Origin of the sequence: Pectinatus brassicae, from assembly GCF_014201835.1 — a bacterium.
Classification (GTDB): Bacteria; Bacillota; Negativicutes; order Selenomonadales; family Selenomonadaceae; genus Pectinatus; species Pectinatus brassicae.
This window is the reverse complement of sequence record NZ_JACHFH010000046.1, coordinates 1-16844: the sequence shown is the minus strand read 5'-3', so window position 1 is coordinate 16844 and position 16844 is coordinate 1. Positions and strand designations below refer to the sequence as shown.

Here is a 16844-nt window from a genome sequence, read left to right as displayed (position 1 = left end):
AGAGGATCTCTTTGATACATTCTTGGATAAGATATATGCTTGTTGAAAGTTATTATAGATTGGAAATTTTGTTCAATTTGCTATTGCAATTTACGTCTTCTTTTAATTTATAAAAAGCCATACAAAATTTTTCATTTTGTTTAATATTTTCCTCAAACAACATATAATCTCCATAAAAATTTTTCCTACGTTTAACTAAATCGTACCCAAAAGACTTTGTATCCATTTTATATGCACCCTTTTTATTTTTGTCACACCTTTTAGCTAAATATTTCATTTATAATCATTATTAACAAAAGACATCCCTTTCAGGTAATAAATTAAAATATTTTACACTATTCTACCTTTAAGGAAACTAATGCATCAAGATTTAATAATATCTTCTAAAATTAAAGAAAGGACTAGTTTAATTAAAAACATTTTATTTTACATGTCTCTTTGCAATTTTATAAATTTTTGTCTGCAAAGTGGTGTTTCTTCTTTTACTTCTATTTTTAAATATAATATCCATATATCCTATTTTAGCAGTATTTTTAGCTGATATACACACTTATTTTTTTATAGATGAAGTAGAAGAACTACTAATATCAAATAAAAGGAGTCTATTTAATGAGCAATTATGATTATGATGAATTACAATATCAAGCCGAAGATTTAGCCGAAAAAATTATTAAACGCTACAAAAGCTATGGGGTTTATATTAACATAAAAAATAAAAACATTTATCTTCGTAATGATTGTTTTATATACAAAACAAAAATTCTATGTGGAACACGAAAAAATGATATTGAAAAATATGCTGAAGACGTTCGAATGTCTTTAAAACTTCCGGTATTAAGAATAATGGAACAAAATATTTTTATTCTTATAATCGTTTCCAAAGCTTCAGTATCAAATAAAAATTTTTTACAAATTTTAAAATGCCCTGAATTTGAAAGTTTCAAAGCAAATCGAGCAAATATAATACCTCATATTGTAGGAATCGACGCTATTGGCAAACCAGTTATTACCGATTTAGTAAAATATCCACATATTTTAGTTAGTGGTACAACTGGTTCTGGTAAAACGACTGGTTTAAAAAATATATTACTTAGTATACTTTGTAACTGTCCACCAAATAAGGTTAAACTTTTAATATGTGATAAAGCGAACGAATTTGATCAATTTTCTGACGTTCCACATCTTTCGGCGCCTATAATTACTGATTCTAAAATTTTCCTAAATATTATGTTGAAATTGAAAGCCGAACTAGACAATCGCTTAAGTATTAAAAATACTGAGGAATTCTCACACTTCCCTACTATAGTTTGCGTTGCGGATGAATTTCTTTCCTTCCTTTCTGAAATAGGTAATAAAAAAATGATGAATTTAGCAGCCGAAACGATCTCTGCTATCTTACGACGTGGCAGACACGTTAAAATTCATATGGTACTAGCAGCTCATAATCCTACACAAAAAAATATGTTAATTGACCTTAGTGATATTCAATCAAGGATGGCATTTCAATGCGCAAAATATAATAATTCTATTACTATTCTTGGTGAAAGCGGTGCTGAAAAACTGAAGGGTAATGGTGACATGTTGTTTCGGTCCTCCAGTAATGCCCAACTACAACATATACAAGGTTTATTTATCTCTGAAAAAACTATAAATAAAGCACTGACTAATATTAGAATCAACTACAAAAATAGACCTCCAAAAGATATTGAACGTTATAATTTATTTAACAAAAAATATTGTTTTTTAACTAATACTCAAGATTTAACCACACAAAGAACATCTGTAAAATTCACTAATATAGTTGCTTCTAACACTAATAACGAAATTGATGATCAACTTTTCGCCAATATCATCATTTGGGCATTAAATAAAAATCATATTTCTTGCAATATGATTTGCGATACCTTCCATATAGGTTGGAAAAGAGCCACTGGTTTTATTGATAAATTACATAAATTGCAGATTACAGGTGATATATACGCCAAATTGCCACGTACAGTTTTACCTGTCTGTTTAGAAGATTTATCCTCAGAAACCATTAATTTTTTAAACGCCCATGGTAAAACAATAAAAACTATTAATCAAGCACTCACATGTAAAGGGGGTATAAAAGCATGAAAAAAACACTCATTCCCAAAATCAATAATTTAAATTCCAACTTCTTAGCTAAAGAAGAAATTGAAGTAACTCATGCGTGTATAATTGCAACATTGAAAATTAATAATATTAATATAAATATAAAAAATTGCTTTTATCCGCAAAAAAGTCTTTATGATATTTTACTTTCTATAGCCACTACTAGATTAAAAGAAGAATTTGCATAATTCAATGGACTATTCAGGAATGTCTTTAGTATAATTATAAAAGGCATTCCTAGCATATACGCTGTCTTTCGTGAAAGGAGTCAAATTTTTGGAAACAGTATATAATGTTGGAATTTATTGCCGTCTTTCAAGGGAAGACTTGAAAAATGGTAAAAAAGACGTAAGTATGAGCATACAAAATCAACAAGACATGCTTGAAGCTTATGTAAACGAAAAAGAATGGACTATGTATAAAGCCTACATTGATGATGATGTAACCGGAACTACATTCAACCGTCCAGGCTTTCAAAAAATGATGCACGATATTGAAAATGGCATAATAAACTGTGTTATTACAAAAGATTTAAGTAGATTAGGACGCAATTATATTGAAGCTGGTAGGCACCGCGAATTATTTAATGAATATGGTGTTAGGTATATTGCCATACATGACAATCACGATAGCCTTAATGATGACCTTAATAATATTTCAACCCCCATTAAAGAAATTATGAATGAAATGTATGCTGCTGATATAAGTCGTAAAACACGTTCTACAAAAAAACTAATGGCTAGCCAAGGAAAATTTTCTAACAGTCGTGCTCCTTATGGATATTTAAAATCAAAAGAAGATAAACACGTTCTAGCTGTTGATGAAAATGTTGCTCATAATGTAATTAGAATATTTGAAATGTATCTAAAAGGTAATACTGCACGCTCTATAGCAGACGTATTCAACTGTGAAAATATACTGACTGCAAATGAGTATTTTTATAACAGCATTGGTAAACCTAACCCGTTTAAGAACAATAAAAATAAATGGGGAAGTGCAACCATAATGCAAATTATAAAAAATCCTGTTTATTATGGAGCTATGGCCAATGGTAAACGCTCAGTAAAATCTTTTAAAGATAAGCGTATTATTAGTAAAGATATCGGCGAATGGATCATCATTGAAAATACTCATAAACCACTCATTAGCAAAAAATTATGGTTTGAAGCACAACAAATTAGAAAACGTAATAAAAAACAAACTGTAAGACGTAGCTCAAATGGAACAGTATCTATATTTGCAGGAATCATAAAATGTGCGGACTGCGGTGCTAATCTAGTTTTTAATCGAAAATTTTTGAAATCTGGTAAAAAAGAATTTTTTCGCTGTGGTACATATATCCAAAAGGGAAAAAATGTTTGTCCTATGCACTATGTTGATTATCTTACCGTATATCAAGCCGTATTAACAAATATTCAAGAATGTGCTGTCTTAGCTGCTGAAGACGAAAAAAAGTTGATTAATGATATTTTTAAAAGTAACGGTGAATTTAAAAATAAAGATATACAACGGTACGAAAAAAATATTCGTGAGTACAAAAATAGGATTAAAGCTATTGATCAGCTTCTGCAAAGTTTATATGAAGATAAAATTTCTAGAGAGATTACTACTGATCTTTTTAAGCGTATGTCGCAAAAATATAGTAATGAACAAGAAAAGTTAATTGCGGATACCAAAAGTATTGAAATCAAATTAAGCAAATACAAACGTGTTGAAGATGATTTAACAAATTGGACAAATCGTGTAAAACAGTGTTTGCGTATTAATACTTTGACAAGATCCATCGTTGTCGAGCTAATTGATCGCATAGAGGTTTCAGAATCATACAATATAAATGGCGAAAAATCTCTAGATATGAATATCGTTTATAAATTTAATTTAAATGTCCAAAACGCTAACTGTCACAAAAAAAATAGAGCCAGTTGAAGTTTCCCTACAAGGATACACTTCAAACAAGCTCTAAATATATAATGACACACAATTAATTTCATAAAAAGATATTAGTAAAATGGCGGAGAGGGTGGGATTCGAACCCACGGTACGTTGCCGTATCACTGGTTTTCAAGACCAGCTCCTTAAACCACTCGGACACCTCTCCGTTAAATGCTTTACTATTATAGCAACAATTTTATTTAATGTCAAATTTTACTTAATATTAATTTTAAAATCATTGACTTATATTATGGCATGGGGTAATATTTTAATGGAATATTTATTAATAACTTTGGCTATCCAGATTTGTCAGTTTGGATAATATGAAAAAGCACTTCATATATAGAGTCAATTAAAGAAAGAGGCGGGTATTATGGATGCAGACCATCCGCGACAGTGTTGTTTAATTAAAAATTTAATAAGGATGTTTGTGCCATATATCCTTTTCATGGATATAATGTAATAAATAAGTAACTATAAAAATATGGTTATTTATTCATTACATTATATTTTCAGCGAAGGTCTATTTATGACTCAAACTTTCCTCTGAAAGGAGATTTGGTCATAGATTATGTTGAAAATATATAAATCATTAGAATCTGGCCCTTTAGAAGAACTGAATTTAAAGACTTTAGAAAGAGGTGCCTGGATAAATATAGTGGCACCAACGCCTTACGAATTAAAAGTTGTCAGTAATCTCACCGAAGTTGAACCAGATTTTCTTCGCTCAGCACTAGATAATGAAGAACGTTCCCATATCGATGTTGAAGATAACTCTATAATGGTTCTGACTAATTTGCCAGTAATGCACGGTCCTGAAATGTACGATACTTTACCACTGGCTATTATTCTTACAACTGATTATATTATTACCGTTTGTCTGGCTGATACTCCTGTCTTATCAGAATTTAATCAGCAAACCAGCAATGCATTTCGCACTTACAAAAAAACTCGCTTTCTATTGCAATTATTATATAAATCGGCTACTTATTATCTGCGTTACTTGCGACAAATCGATAAATTATCCGATGAAATCGAAATAAAATTACGTGATTCTCTGCAAAACCGTGAAATTCTGCGTCTGCTTGAATTACAAAAGGCACTGACTTATTTTAATGCCTCACTGCGTTCCAATGCTGCAGTTTTGGATAAGCTTATGCGCATACGCTCTAATCACAATGTCCAAAACATAATAAAAGTATATGAAGAAGACGAAGATTTATTGGAAGATGTTATCATAGAAAATAAGCAGGCCCGGGAAATGGGTGATATGTACAGTACTATCTTATCACGCATGGCTGATACATTCTCTTCAATAATGTCCAACAATCTAAACTTAGTGATGCGTTTTTTAACGGCGGTAACAATTATTTTGGCAATTCCAACTGCCATTTCAGGATTTTTCGGTATGAATGTGTCCATTCCTTTCGCTGATAGTCCTCTCGGTTTTTTTTATGTATCGCTAATAGCTATAGTTATGGCAGTAGGCTGTGCCATATTATTATGGCGAAAAAATATGTTTTAATAAAGGTGGATATTTTATGCCAACAATGACAGAATCTGCATTAAAAGATGGTATTATTTATGGTGATAATGCTACATCTGAATATGTATATATGCCTGCTTCCGAAATTGGCATTGCCACACCCTTATGTATTTTTGAATGCAAAGATGAAAAATCTGATATTACACTGCAGGAAGCTTTAGATCTTGTACGTAGGCTCAGCCTGGAACCTGTTGTTCATCCTTATCTAGGCACTAATTCTTGTTAATAGGAGAAAATACAATGGAAGCTATATCATCATCTGCTTTTTTACGCGAATTTACCCTTTATGCCGAACAGGCCGCTGCAAAAGATGAAACTTATATTATTCAGCGTTCCAATGGCAAAAATATGGTCTTTATGTCATTGGATAAATATAATGAAATAAACAAAGAACTTTTTTTATTAAAAAATGGGAATGATAAATAAATGTCAAAACCAGTTAATTCTAATAATGAACTAAATATTATTGACATGCCCGCAAATAATGAACATTCACACGATCATCCACATATACATGACCACAATCATCTCCACGCCCACCCACACACCCAGACTAAAGCTGTATTAAATAGAATGGCTCGTATTATCGGGCATATGAACGCTGTGCGTAATATGGTTGAAAAAGGCCGTGACTGCAGTGATGTCTTAATTCAGCTGGCTGCCATCAATGCTGCTGTCACCAATGTTTCTAAAGTCATCTTAAAAGACCATATGGAACATTGTATTATTGATGCCGCTAAATCAAATGATACTGAAACAATTGACAAATTAAAAAGCGCTATTGATAAATTTATAAAATAATTTTTCAAACAACCTCTATAATTAAGAAAAATTCATATGGTACGTAATTTTATTATTTTCCTATAAACGAACTGGCCCAACTTACTTTTGGGCCTTTTTTTGTCATTTTGTTTTTATATTGCGTCAACTTATTATGTGTAAAAGTTGACTATATTTAAACGCTAAATTATAATTTTCTTAGTTACTATAATTATAATAAAAGGAGTACCTTTACCATGAATAATAAAAATAATAATAATTTATTTAACTTTGTATATTCAGCTTTATTTGCGGCTCTAATCATCGTTCTAGGATTTATTTCCATTCCCATTGGTCCCGTACCTATTTCCGGCATTAGCTTAGGCGTTATGCTGGCTGGAGCTGTTTTATCTGTACGTCAGGCTGTTTACAGTATTTTAATCGTAATTTTATTAGGTGCTGCCGGCCTGCCTGTATTTTCCGGTTTTACTGGCGGCATTGGCATTTTACTTGGTCCTCGCGGTGGTTATTATCTCGGTTTTTTGCTTGGCGTTGGCATAATTTCTCTATTGCGCGGCAACAACAATAATACCTTTCGTTTATTTGCTGCTATCTTTACCGGCAGTATCTTGATCGAATATATAATAGCTATTCCTTGGCTGCTATTTATCACGCAGATGCATCTCAAGCAAGCTATTTGGCTCGGTATGCTGCCTTTTTTACCCGGCGACATATTAAAAACAATCCTTGCCACGATATTGGCAAAGGCCCTCTACAAAAACATCCCTGCTTTGAGGCGATATAATGAATAAAAATTATCTGATTGGTGGACTCAGAACACCAATTGGCAAAAAAAATGGACTTTTGAAAGATTTTTTACCTGAAAAACTAGCGGCGATAACACTCACCGGTCTTTTAGAAAAATTCCAATTACGCCCTTATGATGTCGATGCTGTAATTATGGGTAATATAATTGGAACTGGCGGAAACATTGCCCGAGTTGCCACCCTCGAGGCTGGTTTTCCTTATGATATTCCAGCTTTTACTATTGATTCTCAGTGCAGCTCGGGACTTAATGCCGTTGATACAGCTGCGGCAATGATTGCCTCTGGGCGTGCTGACATAGTCATCGCTGGTGGAGCCGAGAGCAGCTCACTGGCACCCAAAAGACAATTCAATGAACATGACCCTCGTTTTAAAGACAAAGATTCCTATTATGAACAAGCACCTTTTTCCCCAGAATGGATTGGTAATCCTGATATTGGCATTGCCGCTGAAGCTTTGGCTGATAAATTTAAAATATCTCGCCGGCAAATGGATGAATTTGCCTTAGCCAGCCATAAAAAGGCCTGTCTGGCACAAGAAAATCACTATTTACAGGATATTATCGTTCCTGTTGCCAAAGAAGCTAATTATATTTCTACTGATGAATGTCCTAAAAGTACTATGAATATGAAATTATTAAGCCGTTTAAAAGGAGCTTTCACTGCTAACGGCAGCATTACCGCTGGAAATTCCTGTTTAAAACATGATGGTGCTGCCTTTTTAGTATTAGCTTCCCAGCAGGCTGTCAATAAATATCATTTACAGCCTCAGGCTTATTTGTATCCTGCCGTAAATGTTGGCTGTGATCCCAATATATTTCCTTTAAGTCCTATTCCTGCTATAAGAAAATTATTGCAAAAACATTCACTCTCATTAGACTCAATCGATGCTGTCGAAATAAACGAAGCATTTGCTGTCCAAATCTTAGCCGTTTGCAATGAATTGAATATAGACTCAAATATCCTCAATCAATATGGCGGTGCTATCGCCTTTGGTCATCCCTATGGTGCTTCCGGTGCTATTATTTTACTGCACCTGCTGAAAATATTAAAAAACAAAAAAGCTAAATTAGGGATTGCATCCATAGGTGCTGTCGGCGGACTAGGTACAGCAACATTATTGGAGGTAATATAATCATGGTAATATCTGATATATTAAAACACGCACCCAAAACAAAAATTTGCCTCATCCATAACGATAAAAAACTCACCTATGATGAACTCGATCGCCAGAGCAGCTATATGGCTTATAACGCTACTTTCATAAAAAAAGGTGAAATAATTTTTTTACAGGAAGACCATCCTGTCCGTTTATTATTATGTTTTTTTGCTATTATAAAGGCTGGTGGCATATGCGTACTGGGAAGCAGTACACTGCCAGAAAAAATTACAAAAAAATTAATGGAAAAATATCAAATCAAGATACGAGTTCAATATAATAATTTTTTTAACGCCCACAAAAAAGCTGTACCCACTGTAAGAGAAAATGATATTTTTCTCGGTGCTATGAGCTCCGGTTCCAGCACCGGCATACCCAAAATAATAATGCGCGACCATTACAGCTGGGCCGCAGCCTTTCCCTGGCAAAGCAAATTATTTAATATCGATGCCAAAACGCGTCTTTATTTAGCTGGCGATTTATCCTATACCGCTAACCTTAATGCCTGTATCCATACCTTTTCTGTTGGCGGCTGTGTAGTAATTGCCAAGAATCGCCTGCCATGCACCTGGCTGCTCGACATTGATAAATACAAAATAAATTCCATCTTCATGGTACCAGCCCACTATCGCATATTACTTAAGGTATGCAAAAAAATGAATGAAAAAATTATTTCTTTAGTCAGCGGTGGTGCCAAGATAACGCTGGATATTGTCAAAGGTCTCCATTATCATTTTCCCCGAGCCAAAATTATTGAATATTATGGTTCCAGTGAACTCGGTCATATAAGCTATGCTGAAACTAATGATTTATTACAGCATCCAGAAAGCGCTGGTAAATTATTTCCCCAGGTAAAAGCCCAAATCATTGACGATGTAATCTGGGTAGAAAGTCCCTATATTGTCCCTTCCCTACGACCTAAAGCCACTGCTGGTGATTTAGGCTATATTGACACTAATGGCTATATTACACTGAAAGGACGTAAAAACGGTGTAATAAATGTTGGCGGTGTTAAAATCCAGCCGGAGCAAATTGAAGCTTTGCTAAAAAAACATGCCTTTATTGAAGATGCTGCTGTATTTGGCATCCCCGATAAATTACGCGGACAAAAAATTGCCGCAGCGATTATTCCTAAATCAAATACATTAACGATAAAAGAAGTTTTTCATTATTGTAAGCAAAATGTTGGACACCCTCCCCAAAAAGTTTTTTTCCTGCAAAAATTTCCTTTAAATACCAATGGTAAAATTGATAAATTTGCTCTGCAAAAAATAGCCATGGAGAAAATAAATGAAAGCAATTGAAAACTTTCTGCCACAGCGAGCCCCCTTTCTTTTCGTTGATGAAATTTTACATGCCGATAATACCAAGATTATTGGACAGAAATATTACGGCAGCGATTTTAAATTTTATGATATTCTTAACAATAAAAAAATTATCCCCAGCACAATTCTCATAGAATCCTTAATGCAGTGCGGCGGTGCCGGCTGTAAAATACTGCAGCTGACAACAGATAAAAGATTGGCAGCAGCTGCTATTGATGCCGTTAAAATACATCAAATTGTTTCCATTCCCAACACGATTAAAATGACTATCAACAATTTACGAATTCGTGATAAAACGATTTACCAAGAAGGTTATGCCTGGCTTAATGACGAACTTATTCTCTCTGCCAAATGGCATTGTATTGCTATAAAAAATTTATAAATTCAGCCTCTTATTCTTATATACCAAAAATACTCCCAAACAAATTAAAAATTTGCTTGGGAGTATTTTTTCTTATTCCAGCATGATTTCTATATGATTCATATTTTAGCAGTATTCAGCTCAATTACTTCTTCGTGAATTTCTGCCATTTTTTCTTCATTAAGATCATATTGTCTTAAATAATAATAACTTACAAAATGGCAGATTGCCGGCAGCCCTGCTACTATACTTAAAATTCCCATAGAAATTTTGCCATTTACTGCGCCGCCTGCCACATAACCTACATAGGACAAAATACCGCCAATTAATAAACCGACTATCCCCATAGCAAATTTTTGGGAAAATAATGCCAGTGCGCCTAATACGCCAATCATTTTTTTATTATATCTAGCTTCACATAATTCAGCACAATCACATGGCAAAGCCCAATAAACAATAATACCTAATTCGCCGAAAAATGTTGTTAACACTAAAAATGCCACAGAAATCATATAATGTTCTGGTGGTATAAGCATAATAGGTATTGCCATAATTCCTGCCCCTATTGTTGCTATTTCCAACATGCGCAATTTTTTGAATACACCGCGATTTATTAAGAACATTGCTACTATCGGTGCTACAATTCCCGCAATAGAAAATGCTGACAACACTCCTGTCAAAAATGCATCATTTTGCTGTAAATAATATTTAGCATAATAAATAGCGGCACTGCCCTTAAAAGTAAATGCCATTTGGGTAAGGGCAAAGAAAATATAAAAAGACCGCAATGTTTTAGTTTTAAAAATAAGTTTTACTTCAGATAATAATGATGTTTTCTTTTCATTCGAATTTGGCACTGTCATCTGCACACGTTCTTTCGTTCCGAAGAAACATGTCAAAGTACAAACAGCTGCAATTATTGCAATAATAATCATAGCTGTTCTATATCCTTCGGCTTCATGTGCCTTATCATAACTTGCTACAAATATTGGCACTACCACTGAGCACAGCAAAAAAGCTGTTTTTGCCAAAGGAAATCTAACTGAATTTATTGATAAACGTTCTGCCGGATTACCTGTAATAACAGTCAGCAATCCTACATAAGGAACAACTGTTGAAGCATACATTGCAATTAAAAACAAATATGTAATATAAGCATATACCAACTTACCTGTTGGGCTAAACTCCGGTGCCAAAAACACTAAAAAACATGATAAACCATATGGTATCGCCATATATAATAAAAATGGCCGATAATGCCCATATTTAGTATTAGTATTATCAGCTAAGTGCCCAATTATCGGGTCAGAAAAAGCATCAAAAAATCTTGCTACCAAAAATAAAAAGCCCATTGCGCTAGCAGATATTCCCACTACATCCGTATAAAAATAAGGCAAAAACATCATTGTCATGCCAAAGAAAATATTTGCCGATGAATCTCCCAATCCATAGCAAATCTTTTCGCGAATACTAATTTTTTCTCCTGCTGCCATTACTTATCCTCTTTTCCCACATACTTAATAAATAATTATTTTTGCTGTTATTACTGCAAGTTATCTTATTCTCTTAATTAATTGTATTTTATATGTAATTAGAAAATTACTTTCAAAAGAAAATTTTCTTAATTTTATGTCTAAATATAAGTAATTTTCTAAAATGGCATCATATTAAGATCAACATAATGCCATTTGATATATTTAATCACAAATTATAAATTGTCCGCTCAATGGCATTTTTCCAGCCAGTATATAATTTTTCCCGTTCTTGCGACATTAATAATACTTCGTATTTTTTATGTCTGCCGGAAAAATTCATATCATTTATATCATAAAGTCCCAGGGAAATACCAGCAAGATAAGCTGCACCAGATGCCGAAAGTTCTTCCACCTCCGGTACCAATACTGGAAAACCCTGAATATCCGCCTGAAACTGCATTAAGTACTTGTTTTTGGTAGGACCACCATCAACACGCAGTGTTTTTATGTCCATGCCAGACTCACTCTGCATAAGCTTAAGGATATCAGTTATTTGATAGCTGATACTATCTAATGCAGCCTTAACTATTTCTTTTTTACCAGTGGTTCTGGTCATTCCTGTAATCATTCCGGCCGCATCATTTTTCCAGTACGGTGCGCCTAATCCTGTAAAGGCTGGTACAAAATATGTTTTATCAGCAATATTAGCTTCTTTAGCCAATTGTTCTGTTTCCCCAGCGGAATCAATTAATTGCAAATCATCTTTAAGCCAGCTTATCACCGCTCCGGTATAGTTTATATTGCCTTCTAAGACATAATTGACTTTGCCATCTATAGACCATGCCAATGATGTAACGAGTCCATTTTTACTTCTTATTAATTTATTGCCAGTATTAATCATTACTGATGATCCTGTACCATAAGTTGCTTTCACTCCGCCTGGCTTGTGGCAGCCTTGTCCAAACAAGGCAGCATGGGAATCCCCCATAACAGCATGTATGGGAATTTCTGCAGCTAAAAATCCATTTAAATCAGTCATACCATAAAAGGCATTAGAATCTACAACCTCCGGCAGCGAATTTATAGGCAGACCAAATACATCGCAAATCACTTTATCCCAAGACAATGTATTAATATTAAATAATTGTGTACGTGATGCATTGGAATAATCTGTCTTAAACTCTTTTCCTTTAGTCAAAGAATATACGAGCCAGCTATCCATTGTCCCACAGCAAAGCTCATTATTATTTGCTGCCGCACGGGCACTGGGAACATTTTCTAAAATCCATGCTAATTTTGCTGCAGAAAAATACGGTGATAAAAAGAGTCCTGTAGCATCCTTTATCTTCTTACTATATCCATTATCAGCAATTTTTTTACATATATTTTCCCCACGGGCACATTGCCAGACAATGGCCGGATAAACCGGCTGGCCTGTTTTTTTATTCCAAGCCATAGCCGTTTCCCGTTGATTACTAATGCCAAGAGATACTATTTTATTTTTATCAATTTGTGCTTTATCTATAACATCTGCAATGACTTTATAAGTATTAGCTAGTATTTCCTGTGGGTCATGTTCCACCCAACCACGTTCATCAATCATCTGTTTGTGTAACAGATCAGCGCGGGCTATAATTTTGCCATTTTCATCATAGATTAAAGCTTTTGTTCCTTGTGTACTTTGATCAAGTCCTAATATATATTTTGCTTCTGGCATTTTACTCTCCCTCACGTTCTTATATTGTTACCAGAAATAATTTACTTGTTCAATACCTTCTTGGCTTCTTTTGCTATTCCCTCAGCATTTAAACCATAGGTATCAAATACTTCCTGTGATTTCCCGGTAATTACGGGCGCATCCGGAAGTCCCATACCAATTACAGTGACAGGATAATTTTGTGCTGTTATCTGAGCAACCTGAGAATTTAACCCGCCATATATAGTATGTTCTTCAATTGTTACTATCCCTTTTGTTTCTTTAGCCGCTTTAATAACGATATCTTTATCTATTGGTTTTAAACAATACATATCAACTACTCGAGCGCTTATACCTTCTTTTGCTAAAATTTCAGCAGCATCCTTAGCCGATTTTACCATTTCACCGCAGGCAATCAAGGTAACATCTGTGCCGTCTTTTATTAATGTAGCTTTATCCATTTCAAAAGGGATATTATTTTCTTCATATACTGGATCAACTGCATTACGGCCAACGCGAACGTAACTTGGTTTATCATCCTGCAATAATGCTTCAATTAATTTTTCAGTTTGGAAATGATCACTTGGTAAATACACACGCATATTAGGAATTGATGCCATTGTAGCAATATCATTTGCTGAATGATGGGTCATGCCTAATGCACCATAACTAATACCACCGCTGATACCTACCAATGTTACGTTAGTATTAGAATAGGCAACATCTACTTTTGCCTGTTCCATGCTGCGAGTACTTAAAAAACTTGCTGGTGATACAGCAAATACTTTTTTACCGCAGGAAGCCAATCCAGCACTTACTGTTACAAGATTTTGCTCAGCAATACCTATTTCAATAAACTGTTCAGGAAGCTCATCGGCAAATTTAGTCAGTGATGCCGAACCTCTGGAATCACTGCAAAGTACCACTATATCCTTATCAGTTTGGGATGCTTCTAAAAGTTTATTACAAATGGCCTGTTTATTGGCTATATTATTCATATTGAGCTCTCCTTTGTTCTAATTCTTTTATTCCCTGAGCATATTCTTCTTCAGTCGGAACACGATGATGCCAGCCAGCCTGATTTTCCATATAAGAAACACCGCAGCCTTTTGTTGTATTGGCAATAACTACTGTTGGTTTACCTTTGGATTGCTTAGCAAGTCCAACAGCTGCATCTAAAGCATCAATATCATTACCATTAATGGATAATACATTCCAGCCAAACGCTTCCCATCGCTTTTCCTGCGAATCCTGAGTCATCACTTGTTCCGTTGTACCGGAAATCTGTAATCTATTGCGATCGACAAATGCCGTTAAATTATCAAGTTTATAATGCCCAGCTGCCATAATCGCTTCCCAAACTGAACCTTCTGCCATTTCACCATCGCCCATTACGGCATATACTCTATAATCTTTTTTATCCATTCGACCAGCCAGTGCCATCCCTACTCCGACAGCAAGCCCATGTCCCAATGAACCAGTATTCATTTCTACACCATTGACTTTATTATTGGGATGACCAATATATTTAGAACCATAACCGGAATAATTATCTAAATCCGATTTAGGAAAAAAACCTTTATCAGATAATACACAATACAATGCTTCCGAAGCATGTCCCTTACTTAAAATAAATCTATCTCGATTAGGGTCTTTAATATTTTCCGGGTTAACATTCATATATTTATAATAAAGCACTGTCAATATATCAATCACACTCATGTCGCCACCAGTATGTCCGGTTCTAGCCTTATAAATAAGGGTCAAAATATCTTTTCTTAAATCTGTAGCTTTTATTTTTAAGTTCATGATTATTCTCCTCGCAAATATGCCTTAATATCTTCTTCAATAGGATCATAAAAATCAGGTTTAATATTCATATACTTACAAGCTTCATAAAGAACCGGCACAATATTTTTATGAATACCTACACAATGATGAATATATGGACCTTCAACTATTTTTGCTTCAAGACGTTTAATATTTTCAACTTCTATCCACAAATATGTCCCCATACCTTTAGGACCGGCAACACCTTTAGCATTTCCCAATAATAATGAATACTCTCCATTATCACCATCAAAGCGGCATAAACTTACATCGCCATGTTTGGCTTCTGCTGTCAAACTGCCTGGATGTTCAAAAGCCAGCGGATAAGTAAGTTTTACCTTTTCCTCAGCTACTGAAATCGGCCATGGACCGCAATGCTGAAGTAATTCACCATTTTCAATATCAGGATGACGAATTGTCCAATCAGCAAAAAAGCTTCTATTTTCTCCCATACCAGCAGCTTCAGCCAACAAAGCCGTAATGGCACCATGAATATCGGTTTCACATACTACTGGAATTCCTTCTTCATTGAGCAGGGCATTAGCTGCACACGGCATAACGCCAAGCTCACTTTGCAATGCATTCCAGCATTGTATAGCTGCTGCGCTGCAGCCATACTTTTCTATTAAGTGCTTCATCGCTACTTTTAAAGCAGCCACATTTTCGACTTCTCCTTCTTTTATCTTTACTTCCATATTTTGGTTGATATAATCAATTACTGCTTTTACTTCTATTTTTTCAGCCTTAGCTTTTTCTACTGCCTGAGTAAGTTCGGGGAGAGGAATCGGTGCTAACTGAATATTAAATTTCTCCAGTAATTCACCTTCATTACACATTGTTGACCAAAAATCGAATGGACGCGGACCAATCTGTAAAATACGGATATTACGGAAAGTCTTAACTACATTACAAACAGCTAAAAAGTCTTTAATTCCTCGTTCGAAAACAGGATCTTCTAAACGACAATTAGTCAAATATGTGAATGGCACCTTAAAACGGCGCAACACCTTACCGGTAGCAAATAAACCACACTGGCTGTCACGCAGCCGCACACCATTTTCATCAGGACGTTCATCCAATGGCCCCCATAATAACACTGGTACATCTAAATCTTTAGCCAATCTTGCACATTCATATTCTGTACCAAAATTACAATGTGGTATAAACAATCCATCTATTTTATTTTTTCTGAATTTTTCTTTTATAGCTATACGATCATTATCGTCATAGAGTAAACCTTCTTCATTGATATCGGTAATATCAACAAAATCAATGCCTAATTCCTCCAATCGTTTTTGTGTAAGCTTACGATATTTTATTGCATCTGGTGCACTAAAAATTGAGCGGCGTGTTGGAGCCAATCCTAATTTTATCTTTTTCATATCTATCCCCCATTTAAATTATTTAATTAAAATTATAGCATTATATATTTAAAAGTCAATAATGTTTAATTAAATAATTTAAATAAAAAAATAGAGATGACTCTGTCATCTCTATTTACTGATATATCTTTATTTGATTTTTTTATTATTTTCGCCAATACTTCCGCGTTTAATAAAAGTAGTTTCTACTGAGATATTTAAAGCATTATTTTCCAGCGGTTTATCTATCTTTTCCATTAACCGCCTTACAGCTATTGTACCCAATTTATCGATAGGCACAGCTATTGATGACAGCTCCGGATCAATAAAAGTACACATAGGTATATCCTGAACCTCCCACGACTAAAGTCGCGGGGTTCCTGCTTCATAGATAGTTGCGCAAAAAACACGTCTTACATTATCTCCACAGGCTATCCCCG

General features: G+C 34.4%; 18 protein-coding genes and 1 tRNA gene. 11 read left to right on the top strand and 8 right to left on the bottom strand.

The features are described from left to right. Positions 1 to 52 precede the first annotated feature (52 nt). Positions 53 to 277 (bottom strand): hypothetical protein, encoded by a 225-nt coding sequence (locus HNR32_RS12520; protein WP_183863178.1) that lies wholly within the window; start codon positions 275 to 277, stop codon positions 53 to 55. Between the two features lie 332 nt (positions 278 to 609). Between HNR32_RS12520 and HNR32_RS12515 the strand changes: the two genes are divergently transcribed. The 3 genes from HNR32_RS12515 to HNR32_RS12505 all read left to right on the top strand — a co-directional run bounded on the left by HNR32_RS12515 (position 610) and on the right by HNR32_RS12505 (position 4062). Next, positions 610 to 2118: an FtsK/SpoIIIE domain-containing protein gene (locus tag HNR32_RS12515; protein WP_183863176.1), complete on the top strand. Its 1509-nt coding sequence runs from the start codon at positions 610 to 612 to the stop codon at positions 2116 to 2118. Continuing rightward, positions 2115 to 2324: a hypothetical protein gene (locus HNR32_RS12510; RefSeq protein WP_183863175.1), complete on the top strand. Its 210-nt coding sequence runs from the start codon at positions 2115 to 2117 to the stop codon at positions 2322 to 2324. The genes HNR32_RS12515 and HNR32_RS12510 overlap by 4 nt, the downstream gene beginning before the upstream one ends. A gap of 88 nt (positions 2325 to 2412) precedes the next feature. Then, positions 2413 to 4062, top strand: a complete 1650-nt coding sequence (locus HNR32_RS12505) for a recombinase family protein (RefSeq protein WP_183863174.1) — start codon at positions 2413 to 2415, stop codon at positions 4060 to 4062. 83 nt (positions 4063 to 4145) lie between these two features. On the opposite strand, the gene HNR32_RS12500 is transcribed toward HNR32_RS12505, so the two are convergent. Further along, positions 4146 to 4234 (bottom strand) — tRNA-Ser (locus HNR32_RS12500). 405 nt (positions 4235 to 4639) lie between these two features. On the opposite strand from HNR32_RS12500, the gene HNR32_RS12495 reads away from it, so the two are divergent. From HNR32_RS12495 to HNR32_RS12460, 8 genes are all read left to right on the top strand, one after another. Next, positions 4640 to 5593: a magnesium transporter CorA family protein gene (locus tag HNR32_RS12495; protein WP_183863173.1), complete on the top strand. Its 954-nt coding sequence runs from the start codon at positions 4640 to 4642 to the stop codon at positions 5591 to 5593. A gap of 16 nt (positions 5594 to 5609) precedes the next feature. Continuing rightward, positions 5610 to 5840 carry a hypothetical protein gene (locus HNR32_RS12490; RefSeq protein ID WP_183863172.1) on the top strand — a complete coding sequence of 77 codons (231 nt, stop codon included), beginning with the start codon at positions 5610 to 5612 and terminating at the stop codon, positions 5838 to 5840. A gap of 14 nt (positions 5841 to 5854) precedes the next feature. Then, complete coding sequence (locus HNR32_RS12485; RefSeq protein WP_183863171.1) at positions 5855 to 6040, top strand: type II toxin-antitoxin system Phd/YefM family antitoxin; 186 nt, start codon at positions 5855 to 5857, stop codon at positions 6038 to 6040. Continuing rightward, entirely contained in the window at positions 6041 to 6415 is a 375-nt protein-coding gene (locus tag HNR32_RS12480) for a metal-sensing transcriptional repressor (protein WP_231038108.1), read from the top strand. 215 nt (positions 6416 to 6630) lie between these two features. Next, the gene (locus tag HNR32_RS12475) at positions 6631 to 7185 is read left to right on the top strand and encodes a biotin transporter BioY (protein WP_183863170.1); all 555 of its coding nucleotides are present in this window, start codon (positions 6631 to 6633) and stop codon (positions 7183 to 7185) included. Next, positions 7178 to 8332 (top strand): thiolase family protein, encoded by a 1155-nt coding sequence (locus HNR32_RS12470; protein WP_183863169.1) that lies wholly within the window; start codon positions 7178 to 7180, stop codon positions 8330 to 8332. Before HNR32_RS12475 ends, HNR32_RS12470 begins: the two co-directional genes overlap by 8 nt. A gap of 2 nt (positions 8333 to 8334) precedes the next feature. Beyond that, complete coding sequence (locus tag HNR32_RS12465) at positions 8335 to 9660, top strand: class I adenylate-forming enzyme family protein (RefSeq protein WP_183863168.1); 1326 nt, start codon at positions 8335 to 8337, stop codon at positions 9658 to 9660. Then, positions 9647 to 10063: a 3-hydroxyacyl-ACP dehydratase FabZ family protein gene (locus tag HNR32_RS12460; protein ID WP_183863167.1), complete on the top strand. Its 417-nt coding sequence runs from the start codon at positions 9647 to 9649 to the stop codon at positions 10061 to 10063. Before HNR32_RS12465 ends, HNR32_RS12460 begins: the two co-directional genes overlap by 14 nt. Positions 10064 to 10161: 98 nt before the next feature. Here the strand turns inward: HNR32_RS12460 and HNR32_RS12455 are convergent, their stop codons facing one another. The 6 genes from HNR32_RS12455 to HNR32_RS12430 all read right to left on the bottom strand — a co-directional run bounded on the left by HNR32_RS12455 (position 10162) and on the right by HNR32_RS12430 (position 16743). After that, positions 10162 to 11535 carry an MFS transporter gene (locus tag HNR32_RS12455; RefSeq protein ID WP_183863166.1) on the bottom strand — a complete coding sequence of 458 codons (1374 nt, stop codon included), beginning with the start codon at positions 11533 to 11535 and terminating at the stop codon, positions 10162 to 10164. 208 nt (positions 11536 to 11743) lie between these two features. Beyond that, positions 11744 to 13234, bottom strand: a complete 1491-nt coding sequence (gene glpK, locus HNR32_RS12450; protein WP_183863165.1) for a glycerol kinase GlpK — start codon at positions 13232 to 13234, stop codon at positions 11744 to 11746. Between the two features lie 41 nt (positions 13235 to 13275). After that, entirely contained in the window at positions 13276 to 14211 is a 936-nt protein-coding gene (locus HNR32_RS12445) for a transketolase family protein (protein WP_183863164.1), read from the bottom strand. After that, positions 14204 to 15022 carry a transketolase gene (locus HNR32_RS12440; protein ID WP_183863163.1) on the bottom strand — a complete coding sequence of 273 codons (819 nt, stop codon included), beginning with the start codon at positions 15020 to 15022 and terminating at the stop codon, positions 14204 to 14206. The genes HNR32_RS12445 and HNR32_RS12440 overlap by 8 nt, the downstream gene beginning before the upstream one ends. Positions 15023 to 15024: 2 nt before the next feature. Beyond that, positions 15025 to 16425 (bottom strand): L-fucose/L-arabinose isomerase family protein, encoded by a 1401-nt coding sequence (locus HNR32_RS12435; protein ID WP_183863162.1) that lies wholly within the window; start codon positions 16423 to 16425, stop codon positions 15025 to 15027. Between the two features lie 129 nt (positions 16426 to 16554). Then, positions 16555 to 16743 carry a substrate-binding domain-containing protein gene (locus tag HNR32_RS12430; protein WP_196611094.1) on the bottom strand — a complete coding sequence of 63 codons (189 nt, stop codon included), beginning with the start codon at positions 16741 to 16743 and terminating at the stop codon, positions 16555 to 16557. Positions 16744 to 16844 lie beyond the last annotated feature (101 nt).